The organism is Bacillus sp. SLBN-46, from assembly GCF_031453555.1.
Lineage (GTDB): Bacteria > Bacillota > Bacilli > Bacillales > Cytobacillaceae > Neobacillus.
On record NZ_JAVIZM010000001.1, the window covers coordinates 866908 to 884769 of the forward strand.

Annotated in this window: 21 protein-coding genes; 12 read left to right on the plus strand and 9 right to left on the minus strand. The window is 38.4% G+C overall.

Features of this window, described 5'->3' with window-relative positions; genetic code table 11:
- Positions 1–194 precede the first annotated feature (194 nt).
- From QFZ87_RS04565 to QFZ87_RS04575, 3 genes are read left to right on the plus strand one after another with little or no spacing between them, the layout of a single operon-like run.
- Positions 195–1202, plus strand: a complete 1008-nt coding sequence (locus tag QFZ87_RS04565; RefSeq protein ID WP_309858294.1) for a TRAP transporter substrate-binding protein — start codon at positions 195–197, stop codon at positions 1200–1202.
- Positions 1203–1221: 19 nt separating this feature from the next.
- Entirely contained in the window at positions 1222–1797 is a 576-nt protein-coding gene (locus QFZ87_RS04570) for a TRAP transporter small permease (protein WP_309858297.1), read from the plus strand.
- A gap of 19 nt (positions 1798–1816) precedes the next feature.
- Positions 1817–3094, plus strand: coding sequence for a TRAP transporter large permease (locus QFZ87_RS04575; protein WP_309858300.1), 1278 nt, complete (start codon positions 1817–1819; stop codon positions 3092–3094).
- Between the two features lie 68 nt (positions 3095–3162).
- On the opposite strand, the gene QFZ87_RS04580 is transcribed toward QFZ87_RS04575, so the two are convergent.
- On the minus strand, positions 3163–4224 hold the full coding sequence (locus QFZ87_RS04580; RefSeq protein ID WP_309858303.1) for a sensor domain-containing diguanylate cyclase: 1062 nt from the start codon (positions 4222–4224) through the stop codon (positions 3163–3165).
- Between the two features lie 199 nt (positions 4225–4423).
- Here QFZ87_RS04580 and QFZ87_RS04585 point away from each other — a divergent pair, with 199 nt between their 5' ends.
- Both QFZ87_RS04585 and QFZ87_RS04590 read left to right on the plus strand, forming a co-directional pair.
- Entirely contained in the window at positions 4424–4768 is a 345-nt protein-coding gene (locus tag QFZ87_RS04585) for an RNA polymerase alpha subunit C-terminal domain-containing protein (protein WP_309867637.1), read from the plus strand.
- A 46-nt stretch (positions 4769–4814) separates the two neighbouring features.
- Complete coding sequence (locus QFZ87_RS04590) at positions 4815–5192, plus strand: hotdog domain-containing protein (RefSeq protein ID WP_309858306.1); 378 nt, start codon at positions 4815–4817, stop codon at positions 5190–5192.
- A gap of 56 nt (positions 5193–5248) precedes the next feature.
- Here the strand turns inward: QFZ87_RS04590 and QFZ87_RS04595 are convergent, their stop codons facing one another.
- Positions 5249–6268 carry a DUF3231 family protein gene (locus QFZ87_RS04595; protein ID WP_309858309.1) on the minus strand — a complete coding sequence of 340 codons (1020 nt, stop codon included), beginning with the start codon at positions 6266–6268 and terminating at the stop codon, positions 5249–5251.
- Between the two features lie 251 nt (positions 6269–6519).
- On the opposite strand from QFZ87_RS04595, the gene QFZ87_RS04600 reads away from it, so the two are divergent.
- The 3 genes from QFZ87_RS04600 to QFZ87_RS04610 all read left to right on the plus strand — a co-directional run bounded on the left by QFZ87_RS04600 (position 6520) and on the right by QFZ87_RS04610 (position 8717).
- Positions 6520–7347 carry an MBL fold metallo-hydrolase gene (locus QFZ87_RS04600; protein WP_309858312.1) on the plus strand — a complete coding sequence of 276 codons (828 nt, stop codon included), beginning with the start codon at positions 6520–6522 and terminating at the stop codon, positions 7345–7347.
- A 30-nt stretch (positions 7348–7377) separates the two neighbouring features.
- Positions 7378–8187, plus strand: coding sequence for a putative protein N(5)-glutamine methyltransferase (locus QFZ87_RS04605; protein WP_309867640.1), 810 nt, complete (start codon positions 7378–7380; stop codon positions 8185–8187).
- An 89-nt stretch (positions 8188–8276) separates the two neighbouring features.
- A complete protein-coding gene (locus tag QFZ87_RS04610) occupies positions 8277–8717 on the plus strand; it encodes a cell wall hydrolase (RefSeq protein WP_309858314.1) in 441 nt (146 codons plus the stop codon).
- A 100-nt stretch (positions 8718–8817) separates the two neighbouring features.
- On the opposite strand, the gene QFZ87_RS04615 is transcribed toward QFZ87_RS04610, so the two are convergent.
- Complete coding sequence (locus tag QFZ87_RS04615) at positions 8818–8976, minus strand: hypothetical protein (protein WP_309858317.1); 159 nt, start codon at positions 8974–8976, stop codon at positions 8818–8820.
- A gap of 261 nt (positions 8977–9237) precedes the next feature.
- Between QFZ87_RS04615 and QFZ87_RS04620 the strand changes: the two genes are divergently transcribed.
- The gene (locus QFZ87_RS04620) at positions 9238–9777 is read left to right on the plus strand and encodes an RNA polymerase sigma factor (RefSeq protein ID WP_309858320.1); all 540 of its coding nucleotides are present in this window, start codon (positions 9238–9240) and stop codon (positions 9775–9777) included.
- Positions 9767–10681 carry a stage II sporulation protein P gene (gene spoIIP / locus QFZ87_RS04625; RefSeq protein WP_309858324.1) on the plus strand — a complete coding sequence of 305 codons (915 nt, stop codon included), beginning with the start codon at positions 9767–9769 and terminating at the stop codon, positions 10679–10681. Before QFZ87_RS04620 ends, spoIIP begins: the two co-directional genes overlap by 11 nt.
- 279 nt (positions 10682–10960) lie before the next feature.
- On the opposite strand, the gene QFZ87_RS04630 is transcribed toward spoIIP, so the two are convergent.
- The 5 genes from QFZ87_RS04630 to QFZ87_RS04650 all read right to left on the minus strand — a co-directional run bounded on the left by QFZ87_RS04630 (position 10961) and on the right by QFZ87_RS04650 (position 14366).
- Positions 10961–11149, minus strand: coding sequence for a hypothetical protein (locus QFZ87_RS04630; RefSeq protein WP_309858327.1), 189 nt, complete (start codon positions 11147–11149; stop codon positions 10961–10963).
- A gap of 668 nt (positions 11150–11817) precedes the next feature.
- Positions 11818–12168 carry a hypothetical protein gene (locus QFZ87_RS04635; protein WP_309858329.1) on the minus strand — a complete coding sequence of 117 codons (351 nt, stop codon included), beginning with the start codon at positions 12166–12168 and terminating at the stop codon, positions 11818–11820.
- 250 nt (positions 12169–12418) lie between these two features.
- Entirely contained in the window at positions 12419–12814 is a 396-nt protein-coding gene (locus QFZ87_RS04640) for a cupin domain-containing protein (RefSeq protein WP_309858332.1), read from the minus strand.
- A gap of 33 nt (positions 12815–12847) precedes the next feature.
- Positions 12848–13594, minus strand: coding sequence for an SDR family oxidoreductase (locus QFZ87_RS04645; protein WP_309858334.1), 747 nt, complete (start codon positions 13592–13594; stop codon positions 12848–12850).
- A gap of 16 nt (positions 13595–13610) precedes the next feature.
- Positions 13611–14366, minus strand: coding sequence for a carboxymuconolactone decarboxylase family protein (locus tag QFZ87_RS04650; RefSeq protein WP_309858337.1), 756 nt, complete (start codon positions 14364–14366; stop codon positions 13611–13613).
- 223 nt (positions 14367–14589) lie between these two features.
- Here QFZ87_RS04650 and QFZ87_RS04655 point away from each other — a divergent pair, with 223 nt between their 5' ends.
- Positions 14590–15135 carry a TetR/AcrR family transcriptional regulator gene (locus QFZ87_RS04655; protein ID WP_309858340.1) on the plus strand — a complete coding sequence of 182 codons (546 nt, stop codon included), beginning with the start codon at positions 14590–14592 and terminating at the stop codon, positions 15133–15135.
- 145 nt (positions 15136–15280) lie between these two features.
- Positions 15281–16732, plus strand: coding sequence for an IS1182 family transposase (locus QFZ87_RS04660; RefSeq protein ID WP_309858342.1), 1452 nt, complete (start codon positions 15281–15283; stop codon positions 16730–16732).
- A 165-nt stretch (positions 16733–16897) separates the two neighbouring features.
- Here QFZ87_RS04660 and QFZ87_RS04665 read toward each other — a convergent pair whose 3' ends face one another.
- A complete protein-coding gene (locus QFZ87_RS04665) occupies positions 16898–17728 on the minus strand; it encodes an STAS domain-containing protein (protein ID WP_309858346.1) in 831 nt (276 codons plus the stop codon).
- Between the last annotated feature and the right edge of the window lie 134 nt (positions 17729–17862).

A 17862-nucleotide genomic window follows, 5' to 3' on the forward strand; every position in this document is an offset into this window, starting at 1 on the left:
TTACTGTTACTAAGCAATAAATATTTTTTATAGGAAAAATAATATTTGATTTTTTAGAAAATTGAAATATAATTAATTTAGTGGTTGGGTGACTGAACCAAATTAGAAAGGAGGAGTACATACGATATACAGCTAACCTGGTGGACTTTTTTAAAAAATTGAAAGGGCTTACAAATTGGTAGGGAGGTTAAGAAATGAAAAAAGCTTCTGTCTTCGTTCTCATAGTGTTAACCTGTTTATTCATGATTAGCGGCTGTTCCAGTAACAGTACGGCAACAAGTAAAGGCACAGATGCAGAGTATGTTTTAAGGCTCGGACATTTGCAGACAGAAACACATCCTTATCATAAGGGAGCTTTAAAGTTTAAAGAACTTGTGGAGAAAGAATCAAAAGGGAGAATTAGAATTGATATTTTTCCAAGCAGCCAGTTAGGAAACGGGAGGGACCAGATTGAGGGAGCCCAGATCGGATCGATTCACTTTCACATCGGTTCCGTTGCACCAGTGACTAATTTTGCCCCGAAGTTTAATGTACTCAATCTACCTTATTTATTTGAAAGCCGTGAGCATGCCTTTAGGGTTCTCGATGGAGAAATCGGTAAGGAACTCGGAGACGATTTGGCCAATCGGGGGTTAATGAATCTAGGGTTTATGGAAAACGGCTGGAGACATATGACCAATAATGTAAAGCCTATTAAAACGGCTAAAGATGCAGCAAGTATGAAAATCAGGGTCCAGGAATCGCCACCCTATATTTCGTTTGTGAAGGCATTGAAATCGACTCCTGTTCCCGTACCGTTTGGGGAATTATACACAGCGTTGGAGCAGCATGTTGTAGATGGCCAGGAAAATCCGCTTGCGCAGATTTACTTGAACAAATTTAATGAAGTTCAAAAGTATATGACGTTAACCGCTCATAATTATGATGCCGCTGTTTTTATTATGAGTAAAACAACCTATGACACACTGCCAAAGGATTTGCAAAAGGTGATCACAAAAGCGTCCAAAGAAGCGATTCAATATGAGCGAAAGGTAGCTTTAGAGGATGAGAAACAACTGCTTGAGGACCTGAGAAAAACAGATATTCAAATCGAGGAAAACCCGGACTTAGACTCCTTTAGAGAAGCGGTTAAACCAGTATACAAAGAATTTGAAGGCTCCATTGGAAAAGATCTGCTGGAAAAAATAGAAAGCTTAAAATAATCATGTGGAGGTGCATTCAATGAAAGGGTTTATGACGGAACTGAGTAAAAAAGTGGATAAAGCCAGCAAATTTCTCTTAATCGCCTTTTTCGTTATTGCTTTTGTGGCTACGGTGTATCAAGTATTTTCCCGGTTCGTTTTACAGAGTTCCATCGTGCAAAAGACGCTTCCAATGGTTGATTTTTCCGTATTTAATTTAAGCTGGGCGGAAGAGCTCATTCGTTATATGTTTGTCTGGATTGTTTTTTTAGGAATTGGAATTGTCTATAAAAGTAAGGAACATGCACAGGTGGAAATTTTACTTCATTATTTGCCTGAAAAGTTGAAAGGTAAGCTGCAAGTCCTCATTGAAGTTATCAACTCCGCTGTCTTTCTATTTTTAATCGTTTATGGCTGGAGTATCTTAAAATTTACCAGTCAACAAATATCCCCTTCTATGGGATTGAATATGACCTTGATTTATGGTTCCGTACTCATCTGTTCGCTCATCTGCCTTCTTCATTCTTTTGTTAACATACTTGATTTGGTAGTTGGAAAAGAGGAAAAGGCTCAGATTGTTCAGGTAGAAGTGGCCAGTGAAAATTCCCACATATGATAGAGAAGGAGGAAGATGAATGACAGTAGCAGTTATTGTTCTGGTTGTCCTGTTTGTACTAATGTTTCTAGGTGTTCCTATTGCCATTTCTTTAATATTAGCATCCATTTCGGGCTTTTTGTCTAGTATCTACTATGTTCCCTTAGAAGTCGTTCCTCAAAGATTATTAACCTCTGTAGATTCGTTTCCGCTTCTGGCCATTCCCTTTTTTATGCTAACAGGTGAATTTATGATGTCTGGAAGTATGGGACAACGGATTGCGGGATTTGCTTTTGCATCGGTCGGCTGGCTGCGTGCCGGATTAGCACAGGTTTCGACGTTAACAAGTATGTTCTTCGCAGGAATTTCGGGGTCAGGTGCAGCAGATACGGCAGCTGTCGGTAAAATGATGATCCCGATGATGGAGAAAAAAGGGTATGATAAAGGATTTGCCGCTGCGACGGTAGCGAGTGCAGGAACCATCGCAGTTGTTATTCCACCATCGATTCCCATGATTGTATATGGTGTAACGGCTGGCGTTTCGATTGGGGATTTGTTCACGGCCGGAATTGTCCCTGGAATCTTAATTGGTTTGTCGATTATGATGCTAAACTATTGGCTGACAAAAAAGAATAACTTTTCTCAAGAGAACACGAAGTTTGAATTTTCTTCTTTTAAAAAGACATTTTTTGAAGGAATATTGGCGTTGATTCTTCCGTTAATTATCATTTTTGGAATAAGGGGAGGTATTTTTACTCCGACGGAAGCTGGTGCAATCGCTGCTGCTTATGCCTTTATCATCAATAAATTTGTTTATAAGGATATGGATTGGAAGGATGTTCCGGAGGCGTTTATCAAAGCCGGAAAAATGACGGGGATGGTTGTCTTTATTATTGCGGCTGCGAATCTATTTGGCTGGCTATTAACCGCTGAACAAATTCCGTCGCTGCTTGTTAATCTAGTAACGGGCTTTTCTGATAATCGCTATCTCATCCTGCTTATGTTCACGGTCATCTTCTTTATCGCAGGCTGCTTCTTGAATGCATCTGCTGCTATCACCATATTAACACCGCTATTGCTGCCAATTGCACTTGCAGCAGGCATTGATCCGGTCTTCTTTGGACTCATTATGGTCGTCAACTTGTCCATTGGACTCATCACACCGCCAGTAGGATTAGACCTCTTTGTCGTAAAAGGCATCGCCGACATTACCTATGACAAGCTGGTCCGATCGATTGCACCATTCATCGTCGTCATGGTCGTCGACCTACTAATCATCACCTACTTCCCGGCATTATCCATGTTTTGGGTGAAATGAATTTTGGGGCCATTCCCCCGCTGCTTTACAGCGGTGGGGGACTGTCCCCATTTTTATGTAGTAGCCTATTAAGCTACTGTGTTTCTCCCGTTATTCTTTGCTTGATATAAGGCTTTATCGGCTAATTCTAGTAATTCGAGGGGATTTCTGTCTTGGTTTGGTATAAGGGAAGCGACGCCAAAGCTCATGGTTACCGAGCTATTGAGCTTTGACCATTCATGAGGGATGTTTAATTGCTCAATTTCTTGTCGGATTCTTTCTGCTATGTGGCGGGCTTCATGTGCCTCCTTTTTTGGCAGGATAATAGCAAATTCCTCGCCCCCATACCTTGCGCAAATGGCCTCATAGGAATTCATTAAATCCCTAACCCGGTTGGATATATCAATTAAACACTGATCCCCCAATAAATGACCATAATGGTCGTTGTAGCATTTAAAATAATCGACATCGAACAAAATGACGGAAAGAGAGTTTTGACTTTTATCAAGGGACTGCCAATAATAATCTAGCATCTTATCAAAATACCTTCGATTAAATAAGGAGGTTAATCCATCCACATTTGATAGGTATTCCAGCTTCTTCTCAAGCTCCTTGCTTTTTGTAATGTCATTTCGAATGACAATATATTGGAAGGGCTTATTATTTTTGTCTAAGAACGGAACAATCGTTGTAGATGTCCAATAGTATGTACCACTTTTTGTTTTATTTCGAATTTCTCCGCTCCATACTTTTCCTTGAGTAACAGTAGTCCAAAGATGTCTAAAATACTCTTTGGAATGATAGCTACTATTTAATACTCGCATGTTTTTTCCTTTTAGTTCTTCAAAGGAGTATTCGGAAAGGCGGCAGAATTTCTCATTTGCGTATAAGATATTGGCTGATTTATCGACGATTTGAACAAGATTTGACTCGTCTAAGGCGAATTTTAAATCCTGAAGATCTTTAAGGGTATTGAGATAATTTCTTTCTAGTTCCTCCCTGTGTACGTTAGTAAGGACCAATGGATTGAATATTTTTATTTTTGAGTTTGAGGTCCTAAGATTTTTCCATTTGGTTTTGATAAAAAGTGTAATGACTAACATTAACGCTGTAAGAAGTAAAATATCCATTACTTTATGGTAAATGCTCATTTGTATACCCCTTCACATGCTCTTAAATAACTTATTTGGTAAGAAAGTCCTAAGTACTATTTTAAAAGTAAAGATATAGTAAATGTATTGTCCATTTTATGACAATTTTTCTCGGAAGTATTATAGTTGTTTTCCTTAAGAATTCCTTAACAGGTGGTGAGTTTGTGACTTTTAGAAGGAAATGTATTACCAAAGTTGAATTCTAAATAATGAACAATTAGCAAATGTCAAAGTTAAGGAGACATCTTACAATGACCAATCGAATAAGAATCAAAAGGTTTGCAGCAAGGGACATACCTATTATAAGAGTAGCGATTGTCCAACCTGTCCGATTTGTGAGAAGGAACGCAAACCTGAAAGTGGGTTTCTTGCATTGCTTTCGGCACCGGCAAGACGTGCCTTGGAAAACAATGAGGTGGCTACTTTAGAGAAGCTATCAACCTATAGTGAAAAGGAAATTTTGCAGTTTCATGGTATGGGACCGGCGTCGTTGCCCAAACTTAGGGCTGCTTTGAAGGAAATAGGCTTATCCTTTAAAGACTAATTGGGGGTTATTCTTGATTACCATACCTTCAGGGGGGGAGATTTTTATGCCATTAAAAGTAGGAGATATCATTACGTTTGAGCGGACTTTTACGGTAAGAGATGTTGAGTTATTTACGGAGGTATCAGGTGATGAAGGGATTCATCATATAACTCCCGACGAACAGGGAAGGCTTGTCGTGCAAGGGTTGTTGACTGCGACATTACCGACAAAAGTCGGAGGAGATCATAACGTACTGGCCCGTAATATGAATTTTGAATTTTTAAGGCCTGTGTTTACGGGGGATACCATCATTTGTGAAGTGAAAATTGAAAAATACGAAAGGCAAGAGAATAATAGAACGGCTATTATTGCGTCTTTTTTATGTGAAAATCAGAATGAAAAAGAGGTATTAAAAGGAGATTTTTCGGGGGTAATACTATAAATTGGGGGACAGTCCCTCACCGCTTTAAAGCGGCGGGGGACTGTCCCCTATTTTCACTATGATTTCTTCGCCAGGGATTTTCTATCAATGGTTTCCGGTTGTTTTTCTAGCCAGCCGTGTTTAACGAGGATTGTGTAACAGAAGGTGCCGGCCTCCATGGCATGAGTGAATACTTTGTAGTAGTTTAGCATGATATCTGACCGTAAGCTGGAACCTAATGCTGCCCCATAATAGGAAAGAGCTGCATTGACTAAAAACGCTGCGTGAAACATCATCAACTTATCCGAAAATGGACTTATAGTTGAATCTGTAATCTCTACATCCCACTTTTCGGGTATGGGTAGATGGTCTTGTTTTAAAATGTTGTCAAAGCTATCCGCATCTTTCCCCGCTAATTTCACGTTTTTTATCATAAAATTTCGAACGTCTTCCGATTTTGCCACCTGGCTAAAAGCAATACTTAACGACCTAATAAATCCAGTTTTCTTTGAATTAAAGAAAAGAGTGCTGATTTCGGAACTATTCAGTGGTCTTTTGTCCCCGATTAAATTATCTATGATTCCTGTTGATTCAATAAACTCCGATCCATGTGGGGAAGGTATGGAGGGTACGCTAGAAAATTTCGGTTGATCTTTGGCCAATTGCTGGATTTTTTGGAATAACTCGTTCGTTTGTCTCGTACATTCAAAAAAGTAATTTTGAAGGTCTTGTCGCTCTAAGGTTGTAATCGCTAAGCTATATGCAGGTAGCCCGTGAAGACTCATAATATAAGAGTAAAAAAGGATAAATTGGTCAGAAAACAGACGCGGGGCATTCAGATTGACGTCCGCCTCTGTAAATCCTATGGGAGCCTGGAAATGAGCAGCTTTCAGGAATTCCTTTATTTTCGTGATATGGGTCTCAGATAATTGTAAGGAGATTTTTACAATTTCCTTTATGTCTTTATTTTCAACAATTTTGAGAAAGTATTTGTACATACAGATGGCCATGCTATCGCCCATATATTGGAGCCAAAGAGCAGATACCTCAGAGACCGTTAAGGAATCGGTCTTCGTTTTTTTATTAAAAATCCCCAAAAGGAAAACCTCCAATTTATGTACCATTTTCTTTTATTTACTATAGTGTGATTATTTTATGGTATTAGCAAAGAAGTATACATACAGAGTTTGGGGACAGTCCCCCGGCGCTTTAGCGCAACGGGGGACTGTCCCCCTTTTTCATAAAGAAGGCTTTTGCTAACAGGTGTACTTCCACTTTTACGACTGTTATAATTTGAATATTATGAATATATTTTTTATAACTTTGTAATAGGTTGGGAGAAGAGTTCATGTTCATGAAGAAGAATTTTGAGCAAAAGGTAGTTAATGGGGTGCAGATGGGTAATGGAACCCTATCGATCCAAAGTGTGAAATTAAATGTTCATTGCTTTTTCATTGATGGTGTTTTAATTGATACTGGAGCAAAGTCACTGGAAAGGTTTTTCAAGTCGTTTTTTAAGCAGCTTGATATTGATCAAGTAGTGATCACCCACTTTCATGAGGATCATACAGGCTGTGCCTCATTCCTGCAGAAAGAACTTCAGCTTCCGCTTTTCATGGATGACCTCATGCTTGAATCCTGCATGAAGAAGGCTGATTATCCATTATATCGTCAACTGTTTTGGGGAAGGCGTAGACCCTTTCGTGCGGAACCAATTGGTGAAACATTTCATTCACCACATGCAACATGGCGGGTTATCAAGACACCAGGGCATTCAATTGATCACCTTGCATTTTTAAATGGAGAAACAGGTCAGCTTTTTACTGGAGACCTCTATTGTCAGGAAAAGACAAAGGTTGTTCTCCGTGAGGAAAATGTCCCTGTGATTATCGAATCATTAAAAAAAGTATTAACCTATGATTTTGATGATGTGTTTTGCAATCACGCAGGATATCTGAGCAATGGGCGTACAGCGCTAAAGAGAAAGCTGGAATATCTGTTGAATCTGCAAGGAACTATTTTAAAGCTTCATGATGAAGGAAAGAATCCAGACGAGATTAATGATACTTTGTTTCCAAAAAGATACCCTATTATGTCTTTTTCCTCGGGAGAATGGGACTCCGTCCATATTGTCCATTCCATTATTAAACAAAAAGATAAAACACTAATCTCATAATGTTAATCCAAAATTAAAAGGGTGATTGGTATAAGTATTTTAGTCGGCCACCATACGGTAACATCAATTGTAAACCAACTTCGTAGTGCGGGGTGTGTTTTTGCAGAAGATGAGACTCAGTTACTTGTTTCAGAGGCACAATCTTTAGAGGACCTCATAAAAAAAGTCGAAATGCGAGTCGATGGATTACCACTTGAGCACGTAATTGGATGGGCACCGTTCTGTGGTCTTCAGATAGAAGTGGAGCGAGGCGTTTTTGTTCCTCGGAAACGTACAGAATTTCTTGTTCGTCAGGCGGAAGAACTAGCTTGTTCTGGTGATCTCGTCGTTGACCTCTGTTGTGGTTCAGGAGCTATCGGTGCTGCTCTGGCAGCTGCTATGGGGGACATTATGTTGTATGGTTCTGACATCGACCCTATCGCCATTCCATGTGCAAGAAAAAACGTATCCAAATTCGGTGGTCATGTTTTTGAAGGTGATTTGTATGAGGCTTTACCACAATGGATGAGAGGCCGTATAAATATACTGGTTGCTAACGTACCTTATGTTCCCACTAAAGCAATAGAGCTGCTTCCATTGGAGGCTCGTCTTTATGAACCAAATTTGGCTTTGGACGGAGGGGTGGATGGGCTTAACATTTTAAGAAGAGTGGTAAAAGAAGCCCCTGATTGGCTCGCTCCGGGAGGACACCTACTGATCGAGACGAGCGAAATGCAAGCATCACGAACTTTTGAGGTTTTTGCTCAATCTGGATTGGCCACTAAAGTAGCTAGAGACGCAGAACGGGACGCTACAGTTGTTATTGGAACCAATAGTGGGGACAGTCCCCCACCGCTTTAAAGTAGCGGGGGACTGTCCCCAGAATATCTATTCTATAAACAATGACATGAATATTGGCTTTTTTTCATACTATATTTGGGGGTGAAAAAATGCCAAGAGTAAATTACCGAAGTTCAGATGTTGATTTAATGGCAAGGATGATGAGAGCAGAGGCCGAAGGTGAAGGAAAACAGGGAATGTTGTATGTCGGAAATGTAATTGTGAATCGTCTTGTAGCCAATTGTATAGACTTTAAAGGTTTAAGAACCATTAACCAAGTTATTTTTCAAGTACAAGGTGGAAATTTTTCCTTTGAGGCAGTTCAAAAAGGGAATGTATTTTATCAAAGAGCGAGAACTTCTGAAAAAAGATTAGCCAAACAGAATTTGGAATATTGGAGACAACACCCAGGGAAATATGCGCTGTGGTACTTTAATCCATATGCTCCATGCCCGCCAACCTGGTACGGTCAACCTCAGTCTGGTCAATTTAAAAATCATTGTTATTATGAACCAAAAGCTGGAACTTGTGATAGTGTTTATAAGGGTTAAGCTTACTCTTTGAGTAAGCTTTTTTACATATTTAAAATGTTTACACTGAAACAAACTTGTTATTAAAGAAGAAAATAAAAAACCACTCTGTGTGGTTTTATTAATCGCGCATGGATCCTGCTTCTCGGGAAGTCATTGCCCCTTGTCCTTGGCTAACATCTTTTTGAATGTCTCCTTTTACTTCTTGTGCATCCGTTCCTGCAAAGTTTGGTTTCATAATAGAACCCAAACCTTCTTTAGGTTGTTGATCCCGTTGCATACAAGCCCTCCTTACTTGATTGTTTACCTATCTTACTATTTACATAAAACACTCGGGTTATCCCATGGCGTCGCCGCAGCTATGAGCTGACTAGAAAGAAATTAGAGGTAAAATGACTTTCATTCGAGAACTTTTACTATGGAATCTTTTAGACCGCCTAAAGTTGACGGTCTATTTATTTAGGTGGAAATTCAGAAACTTGTAACCTTTTCTTAGCCTCAAACGATTTATATATGAAAACCAAAAAGAGGGGGGAACGATTTGTTTGATCATGAAAAATTGGAGGAGAAGATTGAAAATATTTACCGTCATCATTATTTGGATGTATATAGATTCCTTGTATGTTTTTCAGGTAATCAAAACGACGCAGAGGATTTAACCCAAGAAGTGTTTATTCGGGTACTAAATAGTTTTACTAACAAAAACAGTATTAGTAACGTAAAGACCTGGACTTTTACGATCGCGAAGCGTGTTGCGATTGATCATTATCGTAAAAAGAGATTTTCTTCTCTATTCATGGATGGATTTTTCAAGCAAATCGCATCGTCCGAAAAAGAACCAAATGAATTGGTTGAACAAAACGAAATGAAGAGGCTTGTTCACCTAGCCATTTCCAAGTTGAAACCAAACTTTAGGGCAGTAGTCATACTAAGAGGTATAAACGAGTTTTCGATAAAAGAGACGTCTGAAATCCTTCAATGTAGTGAATCAAAGGTTAAGGTGGATTATCACCGAGCCTTAAAAGAACTAAAAAAGAGATTACACATGGATGTTGAGGAGGTTATCGGGAATGCAAACTGAAAAGGAATTGTTTGACTTAATGAAAGAGGCCTATCCACTCCAACCAAGAGAGGAATTTGTATCAGATACTTCTAATAAACTTAGACAAAAAGCAAGGAAGCTAAATAGAAACAGAAGAATGAAGCAGTTTTCTCTTGCTTCAACCAGTATTGCACTATGTGTCATAGCTATTTCGTGGTTTTTCTTTTATGGCGGAAAAGATGTCATTTCCAGCAATCATAACACCCTTCAAGAAAGAAACTCCGCAACAAGTGTAAAGAACCAAGACCCTTTGGTTTATATTTATCAATCACACGATAAAGAGTCATTTTTCGCAGAATTAAATACGAAAGTGCCTGCAGACCAAGCATTTCATGATACCAAGAATATTACATTAGTTGGTGAGAGATTGAGCCAATCATTAAAAAAAGCAGGTATTCCAGCCATCCATGATGAGACTCAAGTCATGCAAATTTTAAAAGAAGGAAACTTACCCTTCAATGAATCGTATAAAGTCTCGAGAGAGCCACTGAAAGATGCGATAGAGAAAAATAAGTCTATAAAAATGGTGTTCGATCTACACAGAGATTCACAGAAAAGAAGTGTTACTACTAGTAAAATAGACGGGATCGAGTACGCTAAGATCGCATTTATTGTTTCTGGTTCAAGCAGCAATTACGAAGAAAATGTAAAGTTTGCTACACTCCTTCATAATAAAATACAAAAGGAGTACCCGAATAGTTTATCTAGAGGAGTGCTCGTGAAAAACAATCCACCAAACCAAAATACCTATAATCAAGATTTTTTGGATCACTCAGTTTTGGTAGAGATTGGTGGAGTGGAAAACACGTTGGAGGAAGAATATAGAACGGCAGATATCCTTGCAGATATGATAAAAGAAATTCTATCGGACCAAACCAAATAAAATCATAAAGTCATTGTGTTTAAAAGAGGGTGCTGCGGCACCTTTATTTTTTTACAAATTGAAGGTAGCGGGAAGGAGTTATATTCAGTCCTCACGGTATCCGCTGCAACAATACATCACAGAAGTCGTTCAGAAAGATTAAACCGGAATCCAGGAAGAAATAACTTCCTAAAAATGAAGGAGAAATAGTATAGAAACCCAAGAAAAACCGCCAGTGACTTGGAAGTTAACGAGTTTTTCCTTATTTACACGCCATCACGAATTATTCTAAGGCTATATTCATCTTGTTATGTAATTAACTATAACAAAAGAGCTGATACAGCCAATACCTATAAGAAAAAAAATAAACGGTAAATCACGGTCAGATGACTTTTTAAATATAACGACCGATAAGACAAACGAAATAACGGTACCAATAAGTAAAATTCTATTTACCCACATAAGTAAAATACTATCTAACCACTGCAAAAAAACGTCTCCTTCTTTTGATTAGGATAAGTTATGGCTTACTAACTACATTATAAAAGCAATTTTTTAAGCTCTTATGAATTTTATGTAAACGTTTTTTAAGTTTTACGCCTATGCGTGAAGTCAATTAGTACAAGAAGAAAATGTCAAATTCATTAAGTGGGGGACTGTCACCGTTTTTTTGAACTTTTTCATCCTTCGACAATCTTTTTGGCACATATTTTGCAGAATAGTAGGGGGAACCTGCTAGATCCTACGACAAATTTTGGAGAATGATTCGGGATGGAAAGCTGTAATATAGAGGTTTCTAGCATTTTTAACCAATCGTTTGAATAGTATAGCACATAGGGAATAGTGGCGAGTTTTGTCTATTCTCTTATTAGGAAGTTTGGTCGGAGAAGGAGCAAGTAAGTTGAATAAGAAGTGAGTTTCAAAATGGAACGTTTTGGGATTTGATTCGTATATACACTCGATTTTTATACCCCTCTATTAATAAAAGAAGGGATTGATCAGCTAGTTTCGTGGAGTTTTATAATTTTGAGTAAGATATCGTGGAAAATTCTATATATTGATAGAGTAATTCTACAAAATTTTAATTAATTCTACAAAGTCGAGAGGGAATTCTACAATAGTTGGAAATAAATTTCCAATTTTAAAACCGATGAAACTTAAACCTCTTTCCCGTTTTCTATATAGATTGTGTTTTGTAATCCAGTTTGGTTTACCAGATATTCAAATACATTTTTTGCTGCGCTTCTGATCATCACACTTAGACTTAGGTTGTCAAACACGCGTGCATAGCAGCGGATTATCAACGTATCATTTTCTCTTAACAAATGATAATAGACGGATTCTTTTTGTAATTTAGAAAAACAGTGGATAAATAGATATTCATCTGTTGGTTCTATTCCTTTTATCATAAAATTTTTTTGAATTATTCGTTGTATTTCCTCAATTTGTTTCTTTGATAATTCTATTCTCATACCAGCTTCACCATCTTTTTTATGATCGTATTCCATCCATGTTCATTATACGAAAGTTCAAGGTCGCCTGTCACAAAGCGCAATCGGATTTATTAAAGTAAGTAACAGGCGGGGATTCAATAAGGTTTTGAAAGAACATAGCTTAACAAACGTGTCAGCTTGTTAAAATCGAACGATGCTCCTTCTTGCAATACGGGTGGTAAATCATATGTCGCTAAATGAGTGTGTTCATTTCAACGATAAAAAAGCCGACCTCCACACTTGGAAAATCGACTCTTCATTCTCATTATAATTTAGTATACCATTCGTCTTCGACGGGTTCTAACCAATCCGTTGGTCCTGGGGTTAGGGCTAAATGGACAAACCAACTGTCTTTTGTCGCACCATGCCAGTGTTTCACATTTGGCGGAATATTGACTACATCTCCCGTCTTCAATAATTGAGCTGGTTTTCCTTCCTCTTGATACCAACCCTCACCGCCAGTCACTAACAGAACTTGGCCAGCATGATGAGAGTGCCAGTTATTGCGCGCTCCTGGTGCAAAGGTTACATTCCCAATGGCTGTGTTTAGTGGTGTTGGATCGGTAAACACCATTTGTAAGTAGGCATCACCAATAAAGTTGGTGTCTACTTTTTGTCCCAATGGAAAGATTGTACTATTTTTTAATTGTTCATTTTTCATTAAAAAATCCCTACTTTCTTCAATTCTTACTTATTAACCGACTTGAATTGTTGGGCGAATAATCATTTCATTAATCGCTACATCCGATGGTTGCTCAATGGCAAAGGAAATAGCACGAGCAATGCTGTCCGCATCAATGGCTATTTTATAAAATTCATCTAAGCCTGCTTTTGATTCTGGATCGGTGACCGTTTCTAATAATTCGCTGTTAACAGCCCCTGGAGAAACATTTGTTACACGGATATTCGTGCCGCTCATTGCTTCTTCTTGACGTAAACCTTCTGAGATTGCTCGTACTGCATGTTTAGTTCCACAATAAACTGTTCCACCTGGGTAGATGTTATGGCCAGCAACAGAGGAAAGGTTAATGATATGACCTGATTTACGTTCTCTCATAGATGGAAGAACGGCAGCGATGGCATACAGAACACCTTTAATATTGACATCAATCATCTGATCCCATTCCTCAATTTTCTTTTTAAAAAGAAAAGCTTGGGGCATTAATCCAGCATTATTAACTAAAACGTCGATTTTTCCAAACTTTTTAAGAGCATAGGCAGCGAGTTCTTCCATTTGTTCATGAGAAGTTACATCTGTCACTTTGTATGTAGCTTGCCCGCCATCCGTTTTAATCTCATCTTGCAATTTCTTTAATCGGTCCTCACGACGGGCGGCTAGCACCAATTTCGCTCCTTTAGATGCTAGTTCTTTTGCAGTAGCTTCGCCGATCCCACTAGAAGCCCCCGTAATAATAACCACTTGGTCTTGAATAGTAGACATAATCAATCACCCTTTCTTAATTTTCAGGAATCATTTCATTAATGCAATTTAGTGCGTTTAGTGTTCTAGGAAATCCTATATATGGAAGGCAGTGGGTGAGGGCGGTAATCAATGTTTCCTTGTCATTGCCCACATTTTTGTTACCCTGCACATGTGCCTTCACTTGACCCTCAGCACCTCCGAGCGCACTGATGATGCAGAGCGTTAACAACTCTCGTGTTTTCAAATCAAGTCCGCTACGGGTGTAGAAATCTCCGAAGCAAAAAGCGGAAAGATATTCCTGCATATGTTTTTGGTTTGCCGGAGCACTCTCCTGCATATTTTTTATCATATCTCCGAAAATCTCGACTTGTACGGAAATGCCTTTTTGAAAACGATTATCTTCATCTACAGTCCTTTGACTTTCAATCGGTAAAGCGATATTCTTCGCTTTGAAAACCTCATTGACTTCATTGATCGCATTTAGCGTTTTGGGGAATCCAATGTACGGAGCACACTGGTAAACAGCCTCTTTGATTTCAACAGGTGTCAGTCCAACATTCAACGCGACTAGCACATGTGCCTTGAGCTGGGGCAACGTCTGATTGGTCGCAAGCACCACAAGGGTGATTAACTCACGTGGTTTATCATCCAGATTACCTTGATAAAAAACTTCCCCAAAAACAAAGTGGCTCAGAATGTCCTGAAAATCAGGATCGGTAGCTTGTGCGGCAGTTTCTACCTCACCAAATAGCTGTTTGAACTTTGCCTTGCTCTTTTCAATACGGTCCATACCTAAACCCCCTTCTTTGAATTTAATTAACACATCAATTATTCCGAAGGTAGAAAAATTTTATGTGATAGCAAATCGTATGTTGATGCGTTATCGCACATCTGTGTATAATATAAAATGAAAAGAGGATGTCGGCAATAATCAAATTTCTATGTTTTGTACGTTATTGCACAAGCTGATTAAAATTGTGCGATATTTTTTAAGAAAGTTTGGTGGCTTAACAATGTCTAAGTTGGATAGAAGAGTACAAAAATCTCAAGAAGCAATAAAAAATGCTTTTATTGAACTGATGTCTGAAAAAAATTTAGATCAAATTACCATACAAGATATTTCCGACAGGGCAAATGTCGGGCGTCGAACCATTTATGATCATTACTTGGATAAATATGATTTACTGGATAAGCTCATTGAAGAACATATAAACGAACTAAGGGTGCTGTGCGAGTCGGCAGCTGAATTGAGTTTTGTTGAGGGGAATCTGATTTGGTTTGAATATTTTGAACGGAATTCTTCTTTCTTTTCAACCATGTTAGCGAGTAAAGGGGGCCCTGCTTTTCGAAGTCACTTCCTTCAATTTGTAATCGAGGAGTTAGAGGGTGATGTAGATGTAACCGAAGGAATCAATCAAGGTTTAAATAAGGAGTTAGTTCTTAAATTTTTTGGAGCAGCCATTGTAGAGATCGTAGAAGCATGGATCACCAATGGACTATCTGAACGGACCCAAGTCGTGGCAGAACAAGTAGGGATTTTGTTAGATAGGAATCTTTAAATTTTTGGGGACAGTCCCCCGTCGCTTTACAGGAGGCCACTGAAAAAGTCCCTTTAAACTATAAGGCAGAAACTCTCATGTTTTTCGAGGGTTTTTGTCTTTTTTGATTTATAATTAGGATATCTAATTTAAGTGGGTGTTTCCGGTGATATCAAAACAACAATCTATGAGGTTTAGTCCCTATATGGACCTATACAATTTAATCATTCCTGCGGATAACATGTTGCGCAAGATCAATGATCTTGTCGACTTTTCTTTCGTCTATGATGAAATTAAAGATAATTATTGTCTTGATAATGGCCGGAACGCCATCGATCCTATTCGCATGTTTAAATATTTATTGTTAAAAACTATCCATGATCTTTCCGATGTGGATATAGTTGAACGTTCAAAATACGATATGTCTTTTAAATATTTCCTTGATATGACACCTGAGGAATCTGTGATTGAGCCAAGCTCATTGACCAAGTTTCGGAAGCTCAGGCTTCAAGATGTCAAACTTTTAGACTTACTTATCAATAAGACAGTCGAAATAGCCATTGAAAAAGAGATTATCAAGAGTAAATCTATCATAGTCGATGCTACCCATACAAAAGCCCGATACAACCAGATGACGCCAAAAGAGGTCCTTATGGACCGTTCCAAAAAGCTGAGGAAAGCTGTTTATCAGGTTGATGAAACCATGAAGGAGAAGTTCCCTGCCAAAACAATGACGGATGTACTAGAGGACGAAATCACTTATTCTCAGAAGTTAATCCATGTAATTGAGAAGGAAGAAAACCTTATCCAGTATCCAAAGGTTAAGGAACAATTAAATCTACTGAAAGAGACCGTTGAGGATGATATTGAGCGACTTCAGAGTTCGAAGGACCAAGATGCCAGAGTTGGTCATAAGAGTGCTGATTCTGCTTTCTTTGGTTATAAGACACACTTGGCTTTAAGTGAAGAAAGAATCATCACTGCAGCGGTTATTACAACCGGTGAAAAAAATGATGGCAAACAACTTCAAACTCTCATTGAGAAAAGTGAGAAAGCAGGGATAGAAGTTGAAACCGTGATTGGCGATGCTGCTTATTCTGAAAAAGATAATATCATTTATACCGCTGAAAACGATATTAAATTGGTAGCCAAATTAAATCCAAATATCACTCAAGGAACTCGAAAAAAGGAAGACGAATTTCAGTTTAATAAAGATGCTGGCATGTATGTTTGTAAGGCAGGACATATGGCAATCCGAAAAGAAAAAAAGAACAGATCAAACGAGAAGAAAAATCCACGTGATACCTATTACTTTGATATTAAGAAATGTAAAGTTTGCCCTTTTAGAGAGGGATGTTATAAAGATGGTGCGAAAAGTAAAACTTACAATGTAACGATTAAATCAGATGAACACCAGGGACAGGCAAACTTTCAAGAAAGTGAATATTTCAAAGAAAAGTCAAAAGAACGGTATAAAATAGAGGCTAAAAATAGCGAATTAAAACACCGGCACGGGTATAATGTTTCATTATCCTCGGGTCTAGTTGGCATGGAATTACAAGGTGCCATGGCAATATTCACTGTAAATCTTAAGAGGATACTAAAGCTCCTAGGGTAAAAAGTAGGAGTTCAGGGGCAAAATTAAGAAAAAAGCCGACCTTTTCTTCCAAAATAATAGGAGAAGGGTCGGTTTTTTATTTGTTGGACTGTAATGAAAATAAAAATCGAAAGATTTTCAGTGCCCTCGCTTTACAGCGGTGGGGGACTGTCCCCATTTCAATATTTAATCTAGCGAAAGTGCTTTTGAGAGATTGGATTTGATGGTTACTTTGTTAAAGTTGAGGCCAAGTTGTACGGCTGTTTGTGCGATTTCAGGGCGCAATCCTGAGAGTGTTGTTTCCACGCCAATTAGGTTTAAGGCATCGATTAACAAAAAGATTTGATGAGCGACCATGGTATCAATCATGATGACTCCAGATAAATCGATATATAGTTGGTGCACATTTTTACTTGCGCATTGTTCAAGGGTATTCTCTAGTATTAGTTTCGCTCTAGCCGTATCGATGTCCCCAACTAATGGAAGTAAGGCAGAGTCTTTTGATAAGGTAATCACCGGTGAGCTTAATTCATTGATCAGCTCTTGTTGTGCGAAAAGCTGGGAAGTGGAGGCATTGTGTGTTTCTTCTGCAAAACGCAGAATCACTGTATCAAACGTCTTGGTGATCAATCTATTCCACGTTCTCACTTCTTGTGGTGTTACTTCTTCTTTGTGTAGTGAAACAAATTCATCTAAGAAATCCAGATACTGTTCACGTGTTCTCATAAATTCTCTAATAATAAAATGAATGGGCGTTCTTTGATGTTCTGTATCACGTGCCACTTTCTCTATCCACGTTTGGAAATTGGTGAAGAACTCACATTCCTCCAGGATAAAAATTTCACAAGCATGTAAATGGAATTCATAGTTTTGCCGTTTTAGATTTTCAATCACCTTTGGATCTGTTGAGGAATATACACCCTTTGGATCACTTTTATCTAAAGATTTATACCAATCCTCTGTCAATTGTCGGGCTTTGCTTAATAAAAATGAGTGTAGCTTCTCACTTCTGTGCATACCATTCACTCCAATTATTCGAAATTCACATTCTATTAAAAGTAACTATTTCTATTTAACAATATTTGCATTTAGCATCGCAACTTTGCGGGTTTGGGGACAGTCCCCCGTCGCTTTAAAGCACCGGGGGACTG